Source organism: Flavobacteriaceae bacterium HL-DH10 (genome assembly GCA_031826515.1).
Classification (GTDB): Bacteria; Bacteroidota; Bacteroidia; order Flavobacteriales; family Flavobacteriaceae; genus Thalassobellus; species Thalassobellus suaedae.
The window spans coordinates 3,762,224-3,785,266 of the sequence record CP134536.1; the positions used below are offsets into that span (position 1 = coordinate 3,762,224).

General features: G+C 32.3%; 16 protein-coding genes. 5 read left to right on the forward strand and 11 right to left on the reverse strand.

The window, feature by feature from the left end:
• Positions 1–50 precede the first annotated feature (50 nt).
• Entirely contained in the window at positions 51–536 is a 486-nt protein-coding gene (locus RHP49_16020) for a histidine phosphatase family protein (protein ID WNH12381.1), read from the reverse strand.
• Positions 537–988: 452 nt separating this feature from the next.
• Here RHP49_16020 and RHP49_16025 point away from each other — a divergent pair, with 452 nt between their 5' ends.
• From RHP49_16025 to RHP49_16040, 4 genes are all read left to right on the forward strand, one after another.
• Positions 989–7,927, forward strand: a complete 6,939-nt coding sequence (locus RHP49_16025) for a gliding motility-associated C-terminal domain-containing protein (protein ID WNH12382.1) — start codon at positions 989–991, stop codon at positions 7,925–7,927.
• A gap of 12 nt (positions 7,928–7,939) precedes the next feature.
• Entirely contained in the window at positions 7,940–8,860 is a 921-nt protein-coding gene (locus RHP49_16030; protein WNH12383.1) for a type IX secretion system membrane protein PorP/SprF, read from the forward strand.
• 102 nt (positions 8,861–8,962) lie between these two features.
• Positions 8,963–10,879 carry an OmpA family protein gene (locus RHP49_16035; protein WNH12384.1) on the forward strand — a complete coding sequence of 639 codons (1,917 nt, stop codon included), beginning with the start codon at positions 8,963–8,965 and terminating at the stop codon, positions 10,877–10,879.
• A gap of 71 nt (positions 10,880–10,950) precedes the next feature.
• Positions 10,951–12,861 carry an OmpA family protein gene (locus RHP49_16040; protein ID WNH12385.1) on the forward strand — a complete coding sequence of 637 codons (1,911 nt, stop codon included), beginning with the start codon at positions 10,951–10,953 and terminating at the stop codon, positions 12,859–12,861.
• Positions 12,862–13,486: 625 nt separating this feature from the next.
• Here the strand turns inward: RHP49_16040 and RHP49_16045 are convergent.
• The 8 genes from RHP49_16045 to rpsA form a co-directional block, all read right to left on the reverse strand.
• Positions 13,487–13,987: a CAP domain-containing protein gene (locus RHP49_16045; protein WNH12386.1), complete on the reverse strand. Its 501-nt coding sequence runs from the start codon at positions 13,985–13,987 to the stop codon at positions 13,487–13,489.
• 166 nt (positions 13,988–14,153) lie between these two features.
• On the reverse strand, positions 14,154–14,801 hold the full coding sequence (gene pdxH / locus RHP49_16050; protein WNH12387.1) for a pyridoxamine 5'-phosphate oxidase: 648 nt from the start codon (positions 14,799–14,801) through the stop codon (positions 14,154–14,156).
• Positions 14,802–15,163: 362 nt separating this feature from the next.
• Positions 15,164–16,075, reverse strand: coding sequence for a ribonuclease Z (locus tag RHP49_16055; GenBank protein ID WNH12388.1), 912 nt, complete (start codon positions 16,073–16,075; stop codon positions 15,164–15,166).
• Complete coding sequence (locus RHP49_16060) at positions 16,072–16,542, reverse strand: DUF3291 domain-containing protein (GenBank protein WNH12389.1); 471 nt, start codon at positions 16,540–16,542, stop codon at positions 16,072–16,074. Before RHP49_16060 ends, RHP49_16055 begins: the two co-directional genes overlap by 4 nt.
• A gap of 2 nt (positions 16,543–16,544) precedes the next feature.
• Positions 16,545–16,877: a ribonuclease Z gene (locus tag RHP49_16065; protein WNH12390.1), complete on the reverse strand. Its 333-nt coding sequence runs from the start codon at positions 16,875–16,877 to the stop codon at positions 16,545–16,547.
• Positions 16,878–16,881: 4 nt separating this feature from the next.
• Positions 16,882–17,811: an aspartate carbamoyltransferase catalytic subunit gene (locus tag RHP49_16070; protein ID WNH12391.1), complete on the reverse strand. Its 930-nt coding sequence runs from the start codon at positions 17,809–17,811 to the stop codon at positions 16,882–16,884.
• Positions 17,812–17,877: 66 nt separating this feature from the next.
• Complete coding sequence (gene pyrR, locus RHP49_16075) at positions 17,878–18,417, reverse strand: bifunctional pyr operon transcriptional regulator/uracil phosphoribosyltransferase PyrR (protein WNH12392.1); 540 nt, start codon at positions 18,415–18,417, stop codon at positions 17,878–17,880.
• A gap of 129 nt (positions 18,418–18,546) precedes the next feature.
• Positions 18,547–20,379: a 30S ribosomal protein S1 gene (gene rpsA, locus RHP49_16080; GenBank protein ID WNH12393.1), complete on the reverse strand. Its 1,833-nt coding sequence runs from the start codon at positions 20,377–20,379 to the stop codon at positions 18,547–18,549.
• 345 nt (positions 20,380–20,724) lie between these two features.
• Between rpsA and RHP49_16085 the strand changes: the two genes are divergently transcribed.
• On the forward strand, positions 20,725–21,105 hold the full coding sequence (locus RHP49_16085) for a LysM peptidoglycan-binding domain-containing protein (GenBank protein WNH12394.1): 381 nt from the start codon (positions 20,725–20,727) through the stop codon (positions 21,103–21,105).
• Positions 21,106–21,151: 46 nt separating this feature from the next.
• Here RHP49_16085 and cmk read toward each other — a convergent pair whose 3' ends face one another.
• Entirely contained in the window at positions 21,152–21,847 is a 696-nt protein-coding gene (cmk, locus tag RHP49_16090) for a (d)CMP kinase (GenBank protein ID WNH12395.1), read from the reverse strand.
• A 130-nt stretch (positions 21,848–21,977) separates the two neighbouring features.
• Complete coding sequence (porQ, locus tag RHP49_16095; protein ID WNH12396.1) at positions 21,978–22,997, reverse strand: type IX secretion system protein PorQ; 1,020 nt, start codon at positions 22,995–22,997, stop codon at positions 21,978–21,980.
• Positions 22,998–23,043 lie beyond the last annotated feature (46 nt).

A 23,043-nucleotide genomic window follows, 5' to 3' on the forward strand; every position in this document is an offset into this window, starting at 1 on the left:
AAATAGCTTTGTGAATTTGTTAATAATTGAGGTCATTTGATTAGATACTATTACTTTAAATCTTTAGGAAATAATGTAAATAAAGTTTTACCTGCTTTCAAATCTTTCCAATTCTTAATATTAAATTCAATAATTACAACGCCACAAGTAGGAACATTATCTATAAATTGGTTTCCATAAGTATTTACAAAAGCTGTAATGGCATGATTATGTCCGAAAATCATTAAATTATTAATTGAATCTTCACAATCTTTAATAACTCTCAATAAATTCCTGCCCTCAAAATCATATAAATCATGGTTAAAACAAACTTTTTCGTCAGTAAATCCAAGATTATCAATAAATATTTCAACAGTGGTTTTTGTGCGTATTGAATCACTAGATAAGAGAAGGTCTAAATCGGGTAAATTACTTTTTAATGCCTTTGAAACTAAATTAGCATCATTAACACCTCTATCGTTTAAAGGTCTTTCATGATCTATCACATTATGTTTCCAAGAAGATTTTGCATGCCGTACTAAAATAAGTTTTTTCATATAAATTCGATTAAACGCATTATTTATCGACAAAACGTTGTTTTTGTCGATAAAATTCATTTTATTTGCTTCTTAAAGTTAATTAAAATAATAAATGATAAAAGTAAATATGAAATTTAATTGTTAAATAGCTAAGAATCAATATGGGAGTCGATGAATTTTAATAAAAAAGTCTTCAATAAGTAATTTGTTTACTCTTTATCGTTTTTTTAAGTTTTTTAACATAATTTTTTGAAAATATAAACCATTGTATGTTCATTTGTTTTAAATATAAATATTATGAGACCCCAAATCTAGTTTAATATTATAAGTTTTAGAATCGCTTAACCGATACTCTTCCCTCACTACTTTATAAGATTAGAATTTAGATTGCAATTAAAATGTTGTAATAATAATACCTAATACCTAAATTAACAATAAAGTAACTTTTTGTTACCCAATTTTTTTGACCTATGAAAACAACTACATTTAATCTGTTATCAAAAACAAGCGTACAAATAAAGCATTATTTGTTTGCTTTTGCTTTACTGTTTGTAGGAATACTAAATGTGCACGCTGACTGTACTATAGATAATGCTGCAACTGAAGGTGATAATATTATGTCTGGTGCAGAATTGCTATCATATATTAATAGTAATAATTGTACAGGCTCTATTACAATTTCAAATGGAGTTCAAATACAACTTTACACCAATATTATTATTCCTAGCACTATTGACAGACTAATTATCGAAGATGGAGGACAAATTATGTGGTATGCTGATGTTGATTTAACCTTAGCTCCTAATTCGGCTATTGTTATTGAAGATACTACTGAAACAGATACGTCTCAAGGAGGTGCTGGAGCAATATCTTCAAATGGGCAATGTAACAATAACAGAAATATATTTATAGGTAACATCCGATATTCAGCTTGCGCAGGTCAAGGTCAAGTTTGTATTATTTTTGATCAAGTAATCGCTGCTGGAGGTACTATTCAAATAGATCCTGATTTTGGAGTTCTTGATGGAACTGATAATGACGTTTGTTTTACTCCAACTCAAATTAATATAGAATTAAATGGATTTGTTGATGGAAATCCAACTTTTGTTTGGACAGTAGTCTCAAAACCAAACCCTGGAGCAACTGTTACTTTTGACCCAAACAATACCACTCAAGACCCTATAGTAACAGTATCTGAACCTGGTGTTTACACATTTAATGTTGCAGTTACTTTAGCATTAAGTGATGATTGTTTGAACCAATTTGTAACTGTCGATAGTGATATTGAAATTGAATTTAAAGCTGGTGTAACAGCAACGACAATGGCAACTTCTCCAGGTATTGGTGGAACTTGTAATTTAGATGTAGATTTTACATCAAATACTTCTAATGGTGGTAGTAACACTAGTTATTCATGGAATTTTGGAGACGGTTCACCTGTAAGTACTGATCCAAACCCATCTCACACGTATGCAAGTAATGGTACTTATAATGTATCATTAACTGTAACTGACCCTGATGGAGTTTCTCCATGTAATGTGGCAGTTGTTAACAAAGAACTTATTTTAAATAATGAATCTCCTGTTATAACCGCACCTTCTTCCCCTTTAAACATAGAAGGCTGTGATATAAGTGCTGCACCTGCTAAAGTAAATACTGTAGCCGATTTAGAATTACTAGGCTTTACCATTAGTGATGATACGACGGCCGATGCAAACCTAACTGTTAATAATTCTGATAGTGTTAATGGTACATGCCCAATAGTAATTACGAGAACATATACTATAACTGATGATTGTGGTGGTTCTGTGCAAGCGGATCATATAATAAATATTAACACTCCAGATATTAATGTAACAACACCTTCAGCGGTTAATTTAGTTGCCTGTACTTCAGAAGCAGATATTCTTACTGCTTACAATACATGGAAAAATGGATTCACAGTTTCTGGTGGATGCAGTCCAACTGATAATATGGCTAGTTTCCCAGAACTTACTGATTTAACGTGTGGTGGTAGTTTAGGCTTCACTCTTTCGGCTACCTCATTAGGTTGTAGTAGCTCAGAATCTGCAATTTCTTCTTTTACTGTTGAAACAGCTCCAGACTTAGTAGCAACTGCTCCTGCAGCGGTTAATCTACCTGCATGTTCTACTACTGTAGATATTCAAACCGCTTATGATGCTTGGAAACTTGGATTCACTGTCTCTGGTGGATGTAGTCCAACTGATAATATGGCTAACTTCCCTGCGCTTACCGATCTAACATGTGGTGGTAGCTTGAACTTTACGCTTTCAGCTAATAATGTTGCTGGTGGTTGTGTGGATTCAGCTTCATCGGCTGCCTCTTCTTTCACTGTTGAAACAGCTCCAGACTTAGTAGCAACTGCTCCTGTAGCGGTTAATCTACCTGCATGTTCTACTACTGCAGATATTCAAACCGCTTATGATGCTTGGAAACTTGGATTCACTGTCTCTGGTGGATGTAGTCCAACTGATAATATGGCTAACTTCCCTGCGCTTACCAATCTAACATGTGGTGGTAGCTTGAACTTTACGCTTTCAGCTAATAATGTTGCTGGTGGTTGTGTGGATTCAGCTTCATCGGCTGCTTCTTCTTTCACTGTTCAAACAGCTCCAGACTTAGTAGCAACTGCTCCTGCAGCGGTTAATCTACCTGCATGTTCTACTACTGCAGATATTCAAACCGCTTATGATGCTTGGAAACTTGGATTCACTGTCTCTGGTGGATGTAGTCCAACTGATAATATGGCTAACTTCCCTGCGCTTACCGATCTAACATGTGGTGGTAGCTTGAACTTTACGCTTTCAGCTAATAATGTTGCTGGTGGTTGTGTGGATTCAGCTTCATCGGCTGCCTCTTCTTTCACTGTTGAAACAGCTCCAGACTTAGTAGCAACTGCTCCTGTAGCGGTTAATCTACCTGCATGTTCTACTACTGCAGATATTCAAACCGCTTATGATGCTTGGAAACTTGGATTCACTGTCTCTGGTGGATGTAGTCCAACTGATAATATGGCTAACTTCCCTGCGCTTACCAATCTAACATGTGGTGGTAGCTTGAACTTTACGCTTTCAGCTAATAATGTTGCTGGTGGTTGTGTGGATTCAGCTTCATCGGCTGCTTCTTCTTTCACTGTTCAAACAGCTCCAGACTTAGTAGCAACTGCTCCTGCAGCGGTTAATCTACCTGCATGTTCTACTACTGCAGATATTCAAACCGCTTATGATGCTTGGAAACTTGGATTCACTGTCTCTGGTGGATGTAGTCCAACTGATAATATGGCTAACTTCCCTGCGCTTACCGATCTAACATGTGGTGGTAGCTTGAACTTTACGCTTTCAGCTAATAATGTTGCTGGTGGTTGTGTGGATTCAGCTTCATCGGCTGCCTCTTCTTTCACTGTTGAAACAGCTCCAGACTTAGTAGCAACTGCTCCTGTAGCGGTTAATCTACCTGCATGTTCTACTACTGCAGATATTCAAACCGCTTATGATGCTTGGAAACTTGGATTCACTGTCTCTGGTGGATGTAGTCCAACTGATAATATGGCTAACTTCCCTGCGCTTACCAATCTAACATGTGGTGGTAGCTTGAACTTTACGCTTTCAGCTAATAATGTTGCTGGTGGTTGTGTGGATTCAGCTTCATCGGCTGCCTCTTCTTTCACTGTTCAAACAGCTCCAGAATTAGTAGCAACTGCTCCTGCAGCGGTTAATCTACCTGCATGTTCTACTACTGCAGATATTCAAACCGCTTATGATGCTTGGAAACTTGGATTCACTGTCTCTGGTGGATGTAGTCCAACTGATAATATGGCTAACTTCCCTGCGCTTACCAATCTAACATGTGGTGGTAGCTTGAACTTTACGCTTTCAGCTAATAATGTTGCTGGTGGTTGTGTGGATTCAGCTTCATCGGCTGCCTCTTCTTTCACTGTTGAAACACCAAATGCTATAGTTTACACCAATCCTTCAGATGCCAATCTTCAGTCTTGTGATTTTGCTGATCAAGGTGAAATAGATACTGCTTTTACAAATTGGGTAAATGCTCAGTCAACTGCTATTGCAGAAGCTGATGGGTGTTCTCCTGTGTTAACAAATAATAGTGCTTCTGCTACTATTCCTGATAAATGTTCTGGTGGCACTGCTACTGTAACATGGACAATTACAGATCTTTGTGAAACTATTAACACCATTACAGCTGACTTCAATCTAACTAAACAACAAGATATTGGTCATGAAGAACCAGACAGTAAAACTGTTGAAGCTTGTTCATTTAATAGTTCTAATCTTGTAGATGCTCAAGCTGCTCTAGATGCAGATATAGCTGCATGGGTAGCTAAAGAACAATTTGATACAAGAATTATCGAAGGTGGATGCTCCCCTACAATAACAACTAACTATGGTTCTCAGTCTATCGATTTTTGTACTGGTGGAAAAGTTACTATTACTTTTACAGTTAATGATGATTGCCAAGGTCATTCTCATGATGCTACCTATACTTTAATTCAACCAGATGCTGTAGCTTATACTAATCCTTCAGATGATACAAGTGTAGCTTCCGAATTTAATGATTCAGATCCTACTGTTGCACAAACAAACCTTGATAATGATATTATTGCTTGGGTTACCGCTCAAACTGATATTATTAATAATAGCTTAACTGGTGGGTGTTCGCCTAACGTATCTAATGATTTTGTAGATCAATCTATAGCATTTTGTGCTTCAGGATCTATAACAATTACTTGGACTATCGAAGATGTCTGTGGAACAACTAATCCTACGGCTACCTATACATTTACTCAACCAGATGTAGTGGAGTATACTGCACCTAGTGGAGATACTGCTCAGGCTTGTGAATTTGACAATGAAGATGCTGCTGCAGCTCAAACAGCTCTTGATGCTGATATTGCTGCTTGGGTATCCGCTCAAACCGATATTATTAATAATAGTTTAACTGGTGGTGGATCACCTACCGTATCTAATGATTATATAGCACAGTCTATCGATTTCTGTACAGGTGGTGATGTAACCATTACTTGGACGGTTGCTGATATCTGTGCAACAACAAACCCTAAGGCTACTTATACGTTAACGCAACCAGATGCTGTGGACTATACAGCGCCTAGTGGAGATACTGCTCAGTCTTGTGAATTTGACAATGAAGATGCTACTGTAGCGCAAACAGCTCTTGATGCTGATATTGCAGCTTGGGTTACCGCTCAAACCGATATTATTAATAATAGTTTAACTGGTGGTTGTTCGCCTATCGTATCTAATGATTTTGTAGCACAGTCTATCGATTTCTGTAAAGGTGGTGATATAACCATTACTTGGACGGTTGCTGATATTTGTGGAACAACAAACCCTACGGCTACTTATACGTTAACGCAACCAGATGCTGTAACTTATACGGCACCTAGTGGAGATACTGCTCAGTCTTGTGAATTTGATAATGACGATGCTACTGCAGCGCAAACAGCTCTTGATGCTGATATTGCTGCTTGGGTTACTGCTCAAACGGATATAATTAATAATAGTTTAACTGGTGGGTGTTCACCTACCGTATCCAATGATTTTGTAGCACAATCTATCGATTTCTGTAAAGGTGGTGATATAACCATTACTTGGACGGTTGCTGATATTTGTGGAACAACAAACCCTACGGCTACTTATACGTTAACGCAACCAGATGCTGTAACTTATACGGCACCTAGTGGAGATACTGCTCAGTCTTGTGAATTTGATAATGACGATGCTACTGCAGCGCAAACAGCTCTTGATGCTGATATTGCTGCTTGGGTTACTGCTCAAACGGATATTATAAATAATAGTTTAACTGGTGGGTGTTCACCTACCGTATCTAATGATTTTGTAGCACAGTCTATCGATTTCTGTACAGGTGGTGATGTAACCATTACTTGGACGGTTGCTGATATTTGTGGAACAACAAACCCTACGGCTACCTATACGTTAACGCAACCAGATGCTGTAGCTTATACGACTCCTAGTGGAGATACTGCTCAGTCTTGTGAGTTTGATAATACCGATGCTGCTGCAGCGCAAACAGCTCTTGATGCTGATATTGCTGCTTGGGTTACCGCTCAAACCGATATTATTAACAATAGTTTAACTGGTGGATGTTCGCCTACCGTATCTAATGATTTTGTAGCGCAGTCTATCGATTTCTGTACAAGTGGAACAGTTACAATTACTTGGACTGTAGCTGATATATGTGGAACAACAAACCCTACGGCTACGTATACATATACTGCAGCTACACCTGTTGTTTTTGATCAACAAAGTCTACCAGAAGATATGACTGTAGAATGTGATAATGTTCCTAATGCAATCATTTTAACTGCATCAACAAATTGTGGAGCTATTGTCGTGAATTATAATGAAAGCAAATTAATAGATGGCAATTGTCCTTCTTCTTATAAATTAAAAAGAACTTGGACGGCTACTGATCATTGTAGTACAACAATATCACACACGCAAACTATTACAGTTCAAGATACTAAGGCTCCTACAGCGTCATCATTTGATACAATATTAGATGTAAGCTGTACAAATATTCCAGAAATTCCATCAATAGAATTTACTGATAATTGTTCTACAAATCTTAAAGTAGAATTTGAAGAGACAAATTCGTATGATGAAAATGTTTTAACTGATTACCAAATTGTAAGAACATGGACTGTTACTGATGAATGTGATAACACCGCTGACTTTACTCAAACTATCAATGTTTCTTTAGATGAAGTTGTTACTCAAATCACTTCACAACCTAGATGTTATGATGATGGCATAGTCGATTTAAATTCTTTTTTAAGTAATACCAACTTAAATGGAACTTGGGAAATTGTTGAAGGAGATCTTATAGCTACGCTTAGTGGTAGTCTTTTTAATCCTACTACTCTAGAAATTAGCGATGACTTTTTACCTGAAGATGGTGGAATTGATTATCTATTTAAATACACAACTTCAGAAAATGGTTGTATAAGTGTCATTGAATTGACTATGAATATAAATGCTGATTGTGTGGTATTACCTTGTGGTGAAAATGATATTGAAATTTCTAAAGCTGTAACTCCTAATGGAGATAGTTATAATGAAACCTTTGATATAATGGGTATTGATTTATGTGGTTTTGTTGCTGAAGTAAAAATATTTAACCGTTGGGGCGCCTTAGTGTATGAATCAAATAATTATACATTAGGCAGTATTGATACTTCTGGTACAAATGGAGATTGGAATGGATCAGCGCCTAAAGGTTCTCTTGGAAATGCTGAGAAAGTACCAAACGGAACTTACTATTATATAATTGTATTAAAAAATAGTGGATTGAAACCATTTACAGGCCCAATTTACTTAGGAACCAAATAAAATACCTAACCTATGAAACTTTTAAAAAATTACATAATCGCTATTTTGTTGTTTAGCTGTACTATTTCTTTAGCACAACAGCTACCACAATTTACCCAATACATGTACAATGCAATTTCTATTAACCCGGCATATGCAGGAAGTAGAGAAGCTTTAAGTATTGTTGGATTACACAGAAGTCAATGGGTTGGCTTTGATGGTGGACCTATAACTCAAACACTTTCTATTCATACACCTTTAAGGAATGATAGAATAGGCTTAGGATTGTCTTTTATTGAGGATGATCTAGGTCCAGAAAATTTTTCATATCTATATGGAGATTTTTCATATGCGATTCCTACAGGTGTGAATGGAAAACTAGCCTTTGGTATAAAAGCTGGATTTACCCAATATAGTTTAGACTCAGACTTTAGAGAAGCCGAAAGTTCAGATCCGTTAATTTATGGAATTCAAAATCGTTGGACACCAAATATAGGTTTAGGTGTGTTTTGGAGTACTAATAAATGGTATATAGGTTTATCTACTCCTAGAGTTTTAAACACAGATCGAAATAAAGAAGAAGGTTATGAAGCTTTAGAGCGTTTAAGCTATTATTTTACAGGAGGCTATGTATTTGATTTAAGCAAAACAATTAAATTTAAACCTTCTTATATAGTTAAAGCTACAAATGGTGCAACTGTATCATATGACTTAACTGCTAACTTCTTATTTAATGAGAAATTTTGGCTAGGTGGTTCATATAGAATTAATGAATCTACTGGTGCTATTGGAGGTTTTGTAGATTTTCAAGTTTCAAGACAATTACGTGTTGGTTATGCTTACGAAAAACCAATTTCAGATATATCAAGATATACCAATGGAACACACGAGGTTTTACTTATTTATGAATTCAAATTCTTAAGTTCTAAATTAAAGTCACCAAGATATTTCTAATTTATATTTTATATGAAATGCGTCATACCATTTTTTTGAAATCAACCAATATTTTTAATGGCGAATTACATTTTAGAGATAAAAAACAATAAATATAAACAGATGAAAATTAAAAACTACATATTAGTTTGTATCATAATTCTATTAAGCTTTAATTCATTTTCTCAACAAGGAAAGCAAAAAAAAGCGGATACATTATTCAATAAGTTTTCTTTCGTAAAAGCTGCTGAAGTTTATAAAGATCTCATACAAAATAATTATAATAAAGAATATGCTACAAGACAGCTTGCTGATTGTTATGCCTTTCTAAGAGATCCTAAAAATGCATCTAGATACTATAAAAGTGTTGTTAATCAAGAAAATGTACCTGTAGAATACTATTATAAATATGCACAATCACTACGTGGTATAAAAAAATATGACGAATCTCAAATATGGCTTGAACGCTATAAAGACTCCGGAGGTGTCGTTAATGCGAATGATTTTTCTAAAGACATTAATTTTATAACAAGTGTTTTTGGTGCCAAACAACAGTATTTTTTAGATAGAGTACATTTCAATTCAAAATTTAGTGATTTCGGAGCTATTGAATATGATGGAAAAGTATATTTCACATCAGCTAGAGATGAAGGCGTTGGAATTAAACGTTTATATGGTTGGAATGAACAACCTTTTTTAGATGTTTATGTTACAGATGCTAAATCTAAAAGTAATGTAGACCACACTGGCAAAATAAAAGGTGATATTAACTCTATGTATCATGATGGTCCAGTCGCTATTACAAAAGATGGTAAAACCATGTATTTTTCAAGAAATAATTTCAATAAAGACATTGAAACTAAAGACAGAAAAGGGTTAACCAATATGAAAATTTACCGAGCAACTTTAGTAGATGGCTTATGGACAAACATTGAAGATTTATCAATAAATGGTGATGAATTTTCAACACAACATCCTGCATTAAATATTGACGATACTGAATTGTATTTTACTTCTGATAGACCAGGAACAAAAGGAGGCTCAGATATATGGAAAATTGAAATTCTTCCTGATGGTAATTTAGGGAGTTTGAAAAATTTAGGAGATGTAATAAATACAGCAAATGCTGAAGGATTTCCTTTTATAAACAATGAGAGTGTTTTATTCTTTTCATCTGATGGGCATACTGGATTAGGTCTATTAGATATTTTTGGAACCATTAAAGGTGATGATGATGAATTTGTTGATGTTATAAACTTAGGTGTTCCTGTGAACTCTAATAAAGATGATTTTTCTTTTACTATGAACTCAAATGGTATTACGGGATATTTTGCATCAAATAGAACTGGAGGACGTGGTAGTGATGATATTTATGCATACCATAGAGAACTTGTTTTACATGTAGAAGGTGTAGTTACTGATGCTATTAACGTAAAACCAATACCAAATGCAAAGATTACATTATTTGATGATAATAATCAGCAAATAGCTTATATGCTAACGGATGAAAAAGGATATTATCAAATAAATATTGATAGAAATAAAGATTATAAAATTGTTGCTAGTCAAGAAAAATATATTGATGATTATCGCAATTTTTCATCAAAAAATCTACAAACAGAACTCAAAACGATAACAGCTAATTTAATATTAAATCCTGTTCATGATGTTGTAAAACTTGCAGAATTAAATACCATTTATTTTGATTATGACAAACATAATATTAGAGAAGATGCTGCTTTAGAACTTGATAAAATTATTAATTTAATGACAAATGATTACCCTGAAATGGTAATACGCATTGAGTCGCACACAGATTCTAGAGGTAAATTATCTTATAACGATAAATTATCAATAGACAGAGCTAACTCTACTTATGACTATTTAATTTCTCATGGAATTGCACCAGAACGCATTACAGAACATGAGGGTTTTGGAGAGCGTAGATTAACAAATGGATGTGAAGATGAGTCTGATTGTGAAGAAAAAGATCACCAATTAAACAGACGTACACAATTTATCGTGGTTAAAATGGAATAAATAATATCATCACAATATTATTTTGTGATAAATAAACTTAAAAGTAACCTAGCTTTTTAAAATATGACCCCATGAAACTAAAAAACTATTTATTAGCTTGTATTTTATCTTTTATTGGCTTTTCAACATTTGCTCAATATGGATCACAAAAAAAAGCCGATAATTTATTTAATAAATTTTCGTATTCAAATGCTATAAAAGTATATAAATCGCTTATAGATAAAGATTACAATGCAGATTATGCTACTAGACAATTAGCAGATAGTTATGCTTTTTTAAGAAATCCAGATAGTGCTGTTGTGTACTATAAAAAAGCTGTTGAGCAAGAAAATATTCCTATAGAATATTATTATAATTATGCACAAGCTTTAAGAGGTGTAAAAAATTATAAAGAATACCGTATTTGGATGCGTCGTTTTAAAAAAGCTGGTGGTAAAATTAATGAAGATAATCTTCTAAAAGATAGCGATTTTGTTAATTCTATTTTTAATGCAAAGCTGCAATACTTTTTAACCGATGTAAATTTTAATTCAAAATATAGCGATTTTGGGGCTTATGAACATGATGGTAAAATATATTTTTCATCGTCTAGAGACGAAGGTGTTTCATCAAACCACATCTATGGATGGAACGGCGAACCTTTTTTAGATATTTATACAGCAAATGACAGAACCGATAATTTAATTAATCATAAATCTAAACTAAAAGGATCTATTAATTCTATTTATCATGATGGTCCTTTAACGATAACTAAAGATGGCAAAACCATCTATTTTTCAAGAAATGATTACAATAAAAACGTTTTAGGGAAAAATGAAGAAGGAATAAGTAATCTTAAAATTTACAAGGCAACTCTCGTTGACGACAAATGGACAAATATTGAAGAACTTCCTTTTAATAATAACTCCTACTCTACTGGTCATCCTGCATTAAATAAAGATGAAACAAAATTATATTTTGCTTCAGATATGCCTGGAGGTATTGGTGGAACAGATATTTATTATGTAGAAATAAATAATGGCTCTTACGGAGAACCTAAAAATGCAGGAAACATTATTAACACAAACAAAAATGAACGATTTCCTTTTATTAATAGTGAAGATGTTTTGTTTTTTGCTTCCGATGGACATCCTGGATTAGGTTTGTTAGATATTTTCGGAACAGTTTCTGATAAAAACAATAATATTGTTAGTGTTATAAATTTAGGTGTACCTGTTAATTCTAGTAAAGATGATTTCTCTTTCTTTATGAATGATGACGGATTATCAGGTTATTTTGCTTCCAATAGAAACGGAGGTGTTGGTAGTGATGATATTTATGCTTACGACAGAATTCCTCAATTAAAAATAGAAGGAACGGTTGCAGATACTCTTAATAATCCTATAGCAAACGCTACTGTTGAATTATTTGATAAAAACGGAAATATAATTGCCTATTTAGATACGGATGATGAAGGCTATTATGAAATAAACATTGATAGAGATTCTAACTATAACCTAAATGCTAAAAAAGAGGGGTATACTGACAACACGAAGTTTGTTTCTTCTAAAGGCATTGAACGTAGTATAAAAAGTATTACAGCCGATTTTGTGCTAAACTATAAAAAAGTAGTTATACCTATTACAGAACTCTACCCTATTTACTTTGATTTTAATAAATATGATATTAGAAAAGAGAGTACGACTGAATTAGATAGAATAGTTAATCTAATGATGAACACCTACCCAGATATGGTAATTAAAATTGAATCTTATACAGATTCTAGAGGAACAGCTGAATACAATAAAAAATTATCTATTGAAAGAGCTGATGCTACTTATAAATATTTAATAAATAAAGGTGTAGATCCTGATAGAATAACTGAATATAATGGCTATGGTGAGCAAAATTTAGTAAATGGTTGTGATGGTACTTTTAATTGTACTGAAGCGCAACACCAACTTAATAGACGTACACAATTTATTGTGATAAAAATGGAATAATAATAAATTCAGATAACATAATTAAAACCATCAAGAGATTTTATCTTTTGGTGGTTTTTTATTAAATAGAAGTGTATCAATTCTTCTCTAAATACTTCTATCTTTTTATATTAATCTTTTTGAAAATACATTTTATAAAAAATGCTTAAAGTTTATATCACAAATTATAAAAAGTAAGTGGAAACCAATATTTCTATTTATAATATTAGATACTTTCTATAGCGTAATACTTGACTTTGAAATTTAACTCAACTAGTCTTTAAGTTAGTTTTTATTAATGTCTTATTGTATAATATCTGTTCTTTACTGGTAAATAATAAAAAGGAAATTTAACGCTATTCATAAGGCTTAATTCATTAAATAATATAGTTTTACGACCACTTTAATTGCAACATTTTTTGTTAAATATGAATTAAGTAAAATTTATATAAGCAATATAAATCAAAAAAATCCTCTCAAGAAATTGAAAGGATTTTATACCTAAAGCTAAATATAATAACAATTAAGTTATTAAAATAACCAGTTAATTTCTTCAACGTACAATTTACCACATTGCACTTAGTTGCTACTAATCAGAAAATTAAAAGGTTATGTTGTTATTGCTTTTTTTAAGACAAAAGCAAAATTATTTTTTTATAAATATATTTGTGTAATACCACTTTCCTAATTCACTTTCTTCCGCTGAAACCCCAAAATTTGTAAAATCCCCTTCAATGTTAGCTTTATGACCTTCACTTTTTAACCAAGCTCTTACAACAGATTCAGCTGTAGTATAACCATAAGCTACATTTTCTGAAACTTTTTTTGCACCAGCATTAGATTTTAAATATTCGCTGCGTTTATAAAAATTGGCATGTGACACTTCATTGTTATCAACCATGTAATCTGTATGAGTATATGCAACAGATCTTACAAGAGTCATATCTGATAAAGGATTTAACCCTAAAGATAATCGGTGATTATTAATTAATTCTAAAATTTGAACTTCTATGGTTTTAGTTTCAGGTGCAGTTGCTAGATTTAGCTCAATCGTATCTGCTTTTTCATCTAGACTGTCTGTTGTACAAGAAAACAATGTAAATACAACTAACAATGCCAATATTGGCAGTTTGGTTAATAATTTCATAAGTAGGTAACTTTAGATTTGGTTATGTAAAGTTACCTGCATCGTTAGCTTTAAACTGTTAATAAAATGTTAAAATCGATTAAAAACATGTGTTTAATCGATTTTTAATGTATTTAATCGTCAAAATACATAAATAACATCATAATATATGCGCTTAAACGATGTTTTACGGAGATAGTCGATTTATTAGCCAGTTGTAGTCCTTTTGTAGTTGATACCGTATTCTATCATGTAGTCTATTAGGACGTCCTTGCCAAAATTCAATTTCTATAGGTTTTACTATATATCCACCCCAAGTTTTTGGTCTTAAAATTTCTTTTCCTTCGTATTCTTTTTCTAAGCTGAAGAGCTTGTCTTCAAGACATTGCCTATCAGTAATAATTTCACTTTGGTTTGAAACTAAAGCTCCCAATTGACTGCCGCGTGGTCTTGATTCAAAATATCCATCACTTAAATTTTTTGCAATTTTTTCAGCCTTTCCTTTAATAATAATTTGTCTTTCTGCTCCATGCCAAAAAAAAGATAAACATACATTTGGATTAACATCAATTGCTTTGCCTTTTTCACTGGTATAATTGGTGTAAAAAATAAAACCTTCATAAGTGTAACGTTTTAAAAGTACTACTCTATTCTTGGGGTAACCATCCAAACCTATAGTAGAAATAGTCATGGCATTGGTTTCATCTTCAACGAAAAAATTATCAATTTCATAAAACCATTTTTGAAATAATTCCATAGGATTTTCTGGCACTTCACTTAAAAGTAATTCACCTTTTTCGTATGATTTTCTATAATCACCTAAGTTTGTATTCATTATAAAAACAATATTTTCTTAAAAATTAATTTTTTTATTGCTCAATTAAAACATATAAATTTAAGAATTAAATTATAGCAATGTACTTCGAAAACTCTAAATATACTAAAGAGCATAACATAAAAAAAATATGAGCATGATGCAAGCTTAGGATATATTTCAAATCGAGTTAACCCTTACTCTATAAATCAACAAAAACAGAAATAAGTCCTAGCTAAATAGGATATTATTATTACCAATTCTATTATAAATTATACTACATTATAAATTCTATAATGCATCTCATGAAAAGGTATTTTTTATAAAAAGTATAAAATGTTGCCTGTCTTTAAAAGAAACTATAGAATAATTTTTAAATACATTTAATTCTTAAATTCGAAAACTTTTCCGTCTTCACATAATTCTACATTTTCAAAAACCTCCTGGGCTTCATCTTTAAAATAATTTAAGCTATCGTAGCGGGTAGAATAATGACCAAGCAACAATGTGCCTGCATTTGATAATTTAGCTATAGTAGCTGCTTCTTTTGATGTAGAATGTTTTGTTTTAAATGCTAAGTGAGCATGTCTTTCTAAAAAAGTAGACTCATGATAAATAACACTCACATTTTTTATTATTGGAACAATATCTTCTTTATAACAAGTATCACTACAAAAGGCATAACTTTTAGGTTTATTACCTGGTTTTGTTACAAGTTCATTTTTTACTAATTCGCCTTCTTCATTTTCAACATCAAAGCCTTGTTTTAATTTTCTGTAATAGGCTTTATCAATATTAGCAGCTTTAGCAGCATCAATATCTAATTTTCGTTCGCCCTCTTTTTCTTTAAACAAAAACCCATTGGTATAAATTCTATGTTGTAAAGGAATAGTATAAACTTGAACTTTATCGTCTTCAAAAATTAATTCAGAATCTTTAGAGGTTAACTCATGAAAAAAAAGCTTATAATTGGTCCAGGAATCTGCTAATTTCATTTGTAATACAACAATTTCTTTGATGCCTTTTGGACCGTAAATATGTAAATCGGTTTCTCGTGTAAGCAATCTAAATGTTGAAATTAAACCTACAAGTCCGAAAAAATGATCACCATGTAAATGTGATATAAATATATGCTTAATACGATTAAACTTAATTTTATGTTTTCTTAATTGAACTTGCGTTCCTTCTCCACAATCAATTAAAAACATATGATTGTTAATCTCTAAAACCTGAGACGTTGTATTGTTCAAGGCTCTAGGTGTCGCACTATAACAACCTAATATTGAGAGTTTCATACTATTTGTTTGTAGGTTAGTGCATCGGTTACTGAAAATTTATTTTTAAAAGTAAAGGCATGAGGTGTATCTCCATGATTATTAATATAATCTAATCGGTTTTTAGCATCTTGCATTGTAGGCTCATACCCTTCTGGTATATACCAAAATGCCATATGTAGTATTTTCATTTTGCTAAACCATTCCTTTTTTCGTTTAAAAACTTCTATATGACCAGAGTTATAGGTGTAATTAAAAAGTGATTCTAAGTTTTTCCAAACAGACATATTTATAATCAATGTGTCATCTCGAAACATACTTGTAGCTAAATCTTTATCTTCATCCTTCAATCTCCAAATAAAACCATCTGCATTATCTGCAATAGCATTTATTTTGTCGACATTTTTCACGAAATCTAACATGATTGGATCATCCATTGGAGCTAACCTCCTTGCTATATTTACTTGTGCAAGATGAAGTTTACTCATAGTTAAAGTCCTAAATCCCGCTCTATATCTTCCATTTCAATAATATCATAAGCTTCTTGCAAGGTTGGCACTAGAATAATTTCATTAGGAATAGTGTCTAAATCTACCTTATCTGAAACAATAACAAAGGAATGATTTTCTCCTCTATGTGTATTCGATATTTGAAGAAATTCAACAATATCTTGTGAACTTAACTTGTTTAAAGAAGTTAGAGTAACAATAATGTTATCATTCTTAAATTTAGGATATAAGGTTTGTAGTTTTTTAACTAACTCTACAACTGTAGCTTTTTCTTGGGTGATAATTGAAGTATTACCGCTTTTATCAAAAATCATAGGTTTACTGTTTTATTTTAGACGCTAATAAATAGATAGCTGCCATTCTTATAGCAACGCCATTTTGAACTTGATCTAAGATGATAGCCTGTTTAGAATCTGCCACATCACTAGTTATTTCTACACCCCTGTTTATAGGACCAGGATGCATAATTGTAATTTCTTTATTTAAAGAATCTAACAATTCTTTATTAACTCCAAACTGTTGTGTATACTCTCTTGTAGATGGAAAATAGCTAATATCCATTCGCTCATTTTGAACACGAAGCATATTCGCTACATCACACCAATTCAATGCTTTAATTAGATTTGTTTCAACCTTTACTCCAAGTTTATTTATATACTTAGGAAGTAATGTTTTTGGTCCACAAACCATAACTTCTGCTCCTTGAAGTTGTAACGCAAATATATTAGATAGTGCCACTCTACTGTGTAATATGTCTCCAACTATCACAACTTTTTTTCCGCCTACTTCTCCAAGTTTTTCTCTTATAGAATACGAGTCTAACAAAGCTTGAGTTGGATGCTCGTGAGCACCATCACCTGCATTAATGATACTAGCTTTAACATGTTTTGATAAAAAGACGCCTGCTCCCGGATTTGGATGTCTCATAACGACCATATCTACTTTCATAGATAAGATGTTGTTTACGGTATCAATTAATGTTTCTCCTTTTTTCACTGAAGATTGTGCCGATGAAAAATTAATAACATCTGCAGATAATCTTTTTTCAGCTAATTCAAAAGATAGTTTTGTTCTAGTAGAATTTTCAAAAAAAAGATTAGCAATAGTAATATCTCTTAGCGAAGGTACTTTTTTAATGGGTCTATTAATCACTTCTTTAAAATGATCGGCAGTTTCAAAAATAAGTTGAATATCTTTTTTGTTCAGATATTTAATTCCTAATAAGTGATTTACACTTAACTCGCTCATGCTTTATTAGTATTCAGTGGCAGTTTTCAGTTGCCAGTTGTTCTTTTCTAGCCTCTAGCTAAATTATTACTTTTCAATTAAATAAACCGAATCTTCATTGTCGTTCTCTTTCCAGTTTACTTTTACTTTTTCGTTGTTTATAACATCCACTTGTCTACCTCTATAATTTGGTTGAATGGGTAAATGCCTGCTAAAACGTCTGTCAATAAGTGTTAAAAGCTCAATTTCATTAGGTCTTCCAAATGATTGTATCGCTGTTAGAGCTGCTCTTATACTTCGACCTGTATGCAAAACATCGTCAATAAAGACAATATCTTTATCTTCTACTAAAAAGTTAATTTTTGTACTATTAGCTTCTAAAGGTTTTTCACCACGCCGAAAATCATCCCTATAAAAAGTAATGTCTAAATATCCTAATTGTACATTTTTAACCTTGTAGTCTTCTTTTAAAATTTTTGCTAAACGGTTTGCTAAAAACACCCCACGTGGTTGTAAACCAATTAAAACGGTGTTAGAGAAATCGTTATGTTTTTCAATAAGCTGACAAGCCAATCGATGAAGAATGATGTTTACCTCTTTTGCGTTAAGTAAAACTTTTTGACTCATATTTACTATCCAAACGTGTTTGGTATACAAAGGTAATGCAAAAATTTAAAAGTATAGTTTATAAAAATAATATAAATAAAAAAAGCCTTCAATTTCTTGAAGGCTTTAGTTTTATAAAAGTTTGGAAAATTATGCTTTTCCGTCCATTTTATCTTTAAGAGCTTGTAAAGCATCATTAGCATCACCAAGAGTTGGTTTTGCTTCTGCTGCTGCACTTGCCGCTTTCTTAGCTGCTACTTTTACGTTTTTAATCTCTTCAGCTTTAAATATAGCTGTATGAGATGCTACAACGCGTTTAAATTCTTTGTTAAATTCAATGATTTTAAACTCAGCACTATCTCCTTTTTTAAGTTTCTTACCATCTTCTTTTTCAAGGTGACGTGTAGGTACAAAAGCAACGATATCTTCGTTAAACTCTACAGTAGCTCCTTTATCTACGATTTCAGAAATCTCAGCAGTATGAACTGTTTCTAAAGCGAACTCAGTTTCATATTTATCCCAAGGATTAACAGTTGTTTGTTTGTGACCTAAAGATAATTTACGTCCTTCAACATCTAACTCTAATACAACAACATCTAATTTATCACCAACTGCACAGAACTCAGATGGGTGTTTGATTTTCTTAGTCCAAGATAAATCAGAGATGTAAATTAATCCATCAATACCTTCTTCTAATTCAACAAATACACCAAAGTTTGTAAAGTTACGAACAATACCTGTGTGTTTAGATCCTAATGGATATTTACCAGTAATATCTGTCCATGGATCTGTAGTTAATTGTTTGATACCAAGAGACATTTTACGATCTTCTCTATCTAAAGTTAAGATTTGAGCTTCAACTTCATCTCCTACAGATACGAAATCTTGTGCAGAACGTAAGTGTGTAGACCAAGACATTTCAGATACGTGAATTAATCCTTCAACACCATCAGCAACTTCAATAAATGCACCGTAATCAGCAATTACAACTACTTTTCCTTTTACTTTATCGCCAACTTTAACCTCTTCTGCAAGAGCTTCCCATGGGTGTTTAGATAATTGTTTAAGACCTAATTGGATTCTTGATTTGTTTTCATCAAAATCAAGGATAACTACATTTAGTTTTTGATCTAACTCAACAATCTCATTTGGATGGTTGATTCTAGACCAAGATAAATCTGTAATATGAACTAATCCGTCAACACCACCAAGATCAATAAATACACCATAAGAAGTAATGTTTTTAACAACACCTTCTAATACTTGACCTTTTTCTAATTGACCAATAATTTCTTTTTTCTGTATTTCAATATCAGCTTCAATTAAAGCTTTATGAGATACTACTACGTTTTTAAATTCGTGGTTGATTTTAACAACTTTGAATTCCATAGTTTTATTAACATACTGATCGTAATCTCTAATTGGTTTAACATCAATTTGAGATCCTGGTAAGAATGCTTCAATTCCGAAAACATCTACAATCATACCACCTTTAGTTCTGCATTTTACAAAACCGTTAACGATTTCACCAGTATCATGAGCATTATTTACACGATCCCATGCTTTAATAACTCTAGCTTTTCTGTGAGATAATACTAATTGTCCAGTTGCATCTTCACGAACATCAATTAATACTTCTACTTTGTCTCCAACTTTTAAGTCTGGATTGTAACGAAATTCGTTTAAAGAAATAACACCTTCAGATTTAGCATTGATATCAATAATAGCATCTCTATCAGAAATGTGAACTACTGTACCTTCAACTACTTCATCATTTAAAGTGTCAACGAAATTTTCTGCTACTAATTTTTCAAATTCTTTAAGTTGTTGATCGTCAACTTCATCAATACCTTCTTGGTAATTGTGCCAGTTAAAATCTGCTAAGAATTTTTCAGGGTTTGCTTTTGCTTCAGATACTACTGGAGCTTCAACAGTTGTTGCTTCAGTTGCTTCAACTTCAGCTTGTTTTGCTTTTTCAGCCATTTAAAATAATCCTGTAATTATCATAGATATCCGTTTTTTTTCGGAAACGCATGTAATTACGTTTTTGTATTCTGTATGCTTCGGAAGATTTAAGCAATTAACACACAGAAGTGTTATAAATTTTTTAGTTTCATCCCTTTTATCTTTCCGTCGATTTGCTAAAAGGAGTGCAAAAATACATATTATTGAGGTAATTACCTAAAAATGAATCAATAAAATTGATGTGACTTTTTACAAATATTTGTATCTAAATAACAAACAGAAACCTTAACTTTTTATTAATATGAAAATGAATATGAAATTTACTATATTGATAATCATAAGTAACTTTAAAAATTTTAAATTATGACAACAAAAGCAAAATACCAAGAAGTACTAGATTTAGGAGAAGCCTTAAACATTAAAGACGGTAATGTTACAGAAGAAAATGGAGTTCTTAAAGTTAAAGGAATGGCTAAAACTCAATATGAAAAAAACAGACTTTGGGATAAAATAAAAGAAATTGGAGGAGACAAGCCAACAGATATTATGGCAAATATAACTGTTGAAGATGAAAGCATATACGCAAAGCATACTGTAAAAAGTGGTGAAACCTTAGGCAAGATAGCAAAACACTATTACGGAAATGCATCAAAATATCAAGCTATTTTTAAAGCGAATACAGATGTTTTAAAGAATCCTGATTTAATTCACCCAGGACAAGAATTGGTTATTCCGAATCTATAATTTACTAGATTTAGTATAAAAATTAAAAGCGGCAATAGCCGCTTTTTTATTCAAGGTCTTCAATAGTCATTGTGACTAATTGAAGTATTTTATTAAACTGTTCTTCTAAAGACATATTAGAATTATCAATTTCAATGGCATCATCTGCTTTAATTAAAGGAGAATCTTTTCTATTAGAATCTAAATAATCTCGCTCTTGCACATTTTTAAGAACATCTTTGAATGTTACATCATCTCCCCTTTCAATTAATTCATCATAACGTCTTTGTGCTCTTGTTTCTGCAGAAGCTGTCATAAATAATTTAAGTTCTGCTTTGGGGAACACAACCGTTCCAATATCTCGACCATCCATAACAACACCTTTACTATCTCCTAGTTTTTGTTGAAGCTTTACTTGTTGCTGTCTCACTTCGGGAATAGCTGCCACTTTACTAACAAAACTAGAAACTTCTAACTTACGAATTTCTTTTTCGATATTTATGCCATTTAAATAAACTTCGGCAAATCCTAAAGATTCATTAAACGTAAAACTTATATTTATTTTTGGTAATTGATAAATAAGCCCTTCTACATTAAAATCGTCTTTATTTATAAGTCCGTTTTGCATCGCATAAAACGTCACCGCTCTATACATAGCACCAGAATCGACATATACGTAACCCAAATGTTTAGCTAGTTGCTTAGCTACTGTACTTTTTCCTGTAGATGAAAACCCATCTATTGCTATGGTGATTTTGTTCATGAATTAAGTTTGAAGTGTCTAAATTACTTAAAGTGTGCTAAAGTGAAACATACTAATCATTTTAATTATAGTTAAATGAAAAAAATATTTGAGTAAGATTGAATACTGCTACTGTTTGCTTAAAACTATTTTACTGTAAATCTATCTGTAAACCAAAAAAGTTTGAATTAGCTGCACTGGTGTATTTTGCATGCGTATAACTAAATCGCATTTTATTCATTTTTATTGAAAAGCCTGCAGATACCCCTGAAAAATTACGTTGATCTATAATTCGTAATTCTTCCCCTCTTCTAAAGTTATAACCTAGTCGTATATTAAATCCACCTTCGGGAAACAATTCTGCTCCTAAAATAGTATGCCTTATAACTTGTCCTAGAAAACCTATTTTTTCAGAAGTACTATTACCGCTTAAGTCACTAGTAATACGAGCAGGATTTGGTCTAGCAATTGGCCAATCTTGAAGGTTTTCGAATGTTACATACCAACAAATTGGCACATTTTCTAAACGCTGAGACATACCAAAATCAACCTCAAAAGGCAACGGTTCATTTAAGTCAGCATAAGTGGTAATTTGAGAACCTAAATTTCTAACAGCTAAAGCAGCATGAAAATCTAAATCTTCATTAATATACAATAACCCTAAATCTACAGCTGCTCCTAACGAACTGTATTGTTCTAATTTTGAAGTTATCAATTTCACATTAGCACCAAAATAAAAATCGGAATACCCAATTTGAAGTGCGTAGCCCATAGATAAAGCAGCTTCATTCCCAGCAAAAGTTCCTGTTGAATTACCGTTTTCATCATATCCATCAAAAGTCCCGTAATTTATATAAGTAATCCCCGCATGAAATGTTTGAGTACGTCTATCAACTGTGTAAGCATATGCTGCCGTTCCATAACTAATACCACCTAAATAACTTGAATAATTTAATGCTAACTGATTATCCATATCTACATTTATAGTAGCAGGATTAAAAAGTGCTTGTGTTACATCATAATCTACATTAGTTAACACTTTTCCTCCTAAAGCTGCTTGACGAGGCGATGATACTAAATTAAGAAATTGATAAGTAGCTTCTCCCCCAACTTGTGCTATAGCATGCACACTTATAGAGAGACTAATAAAAGTGATAATTTTCTTCAGCATATAAGACACAAAGTAAGTAAATCTATCTTAAAACGTTTACAAGTTT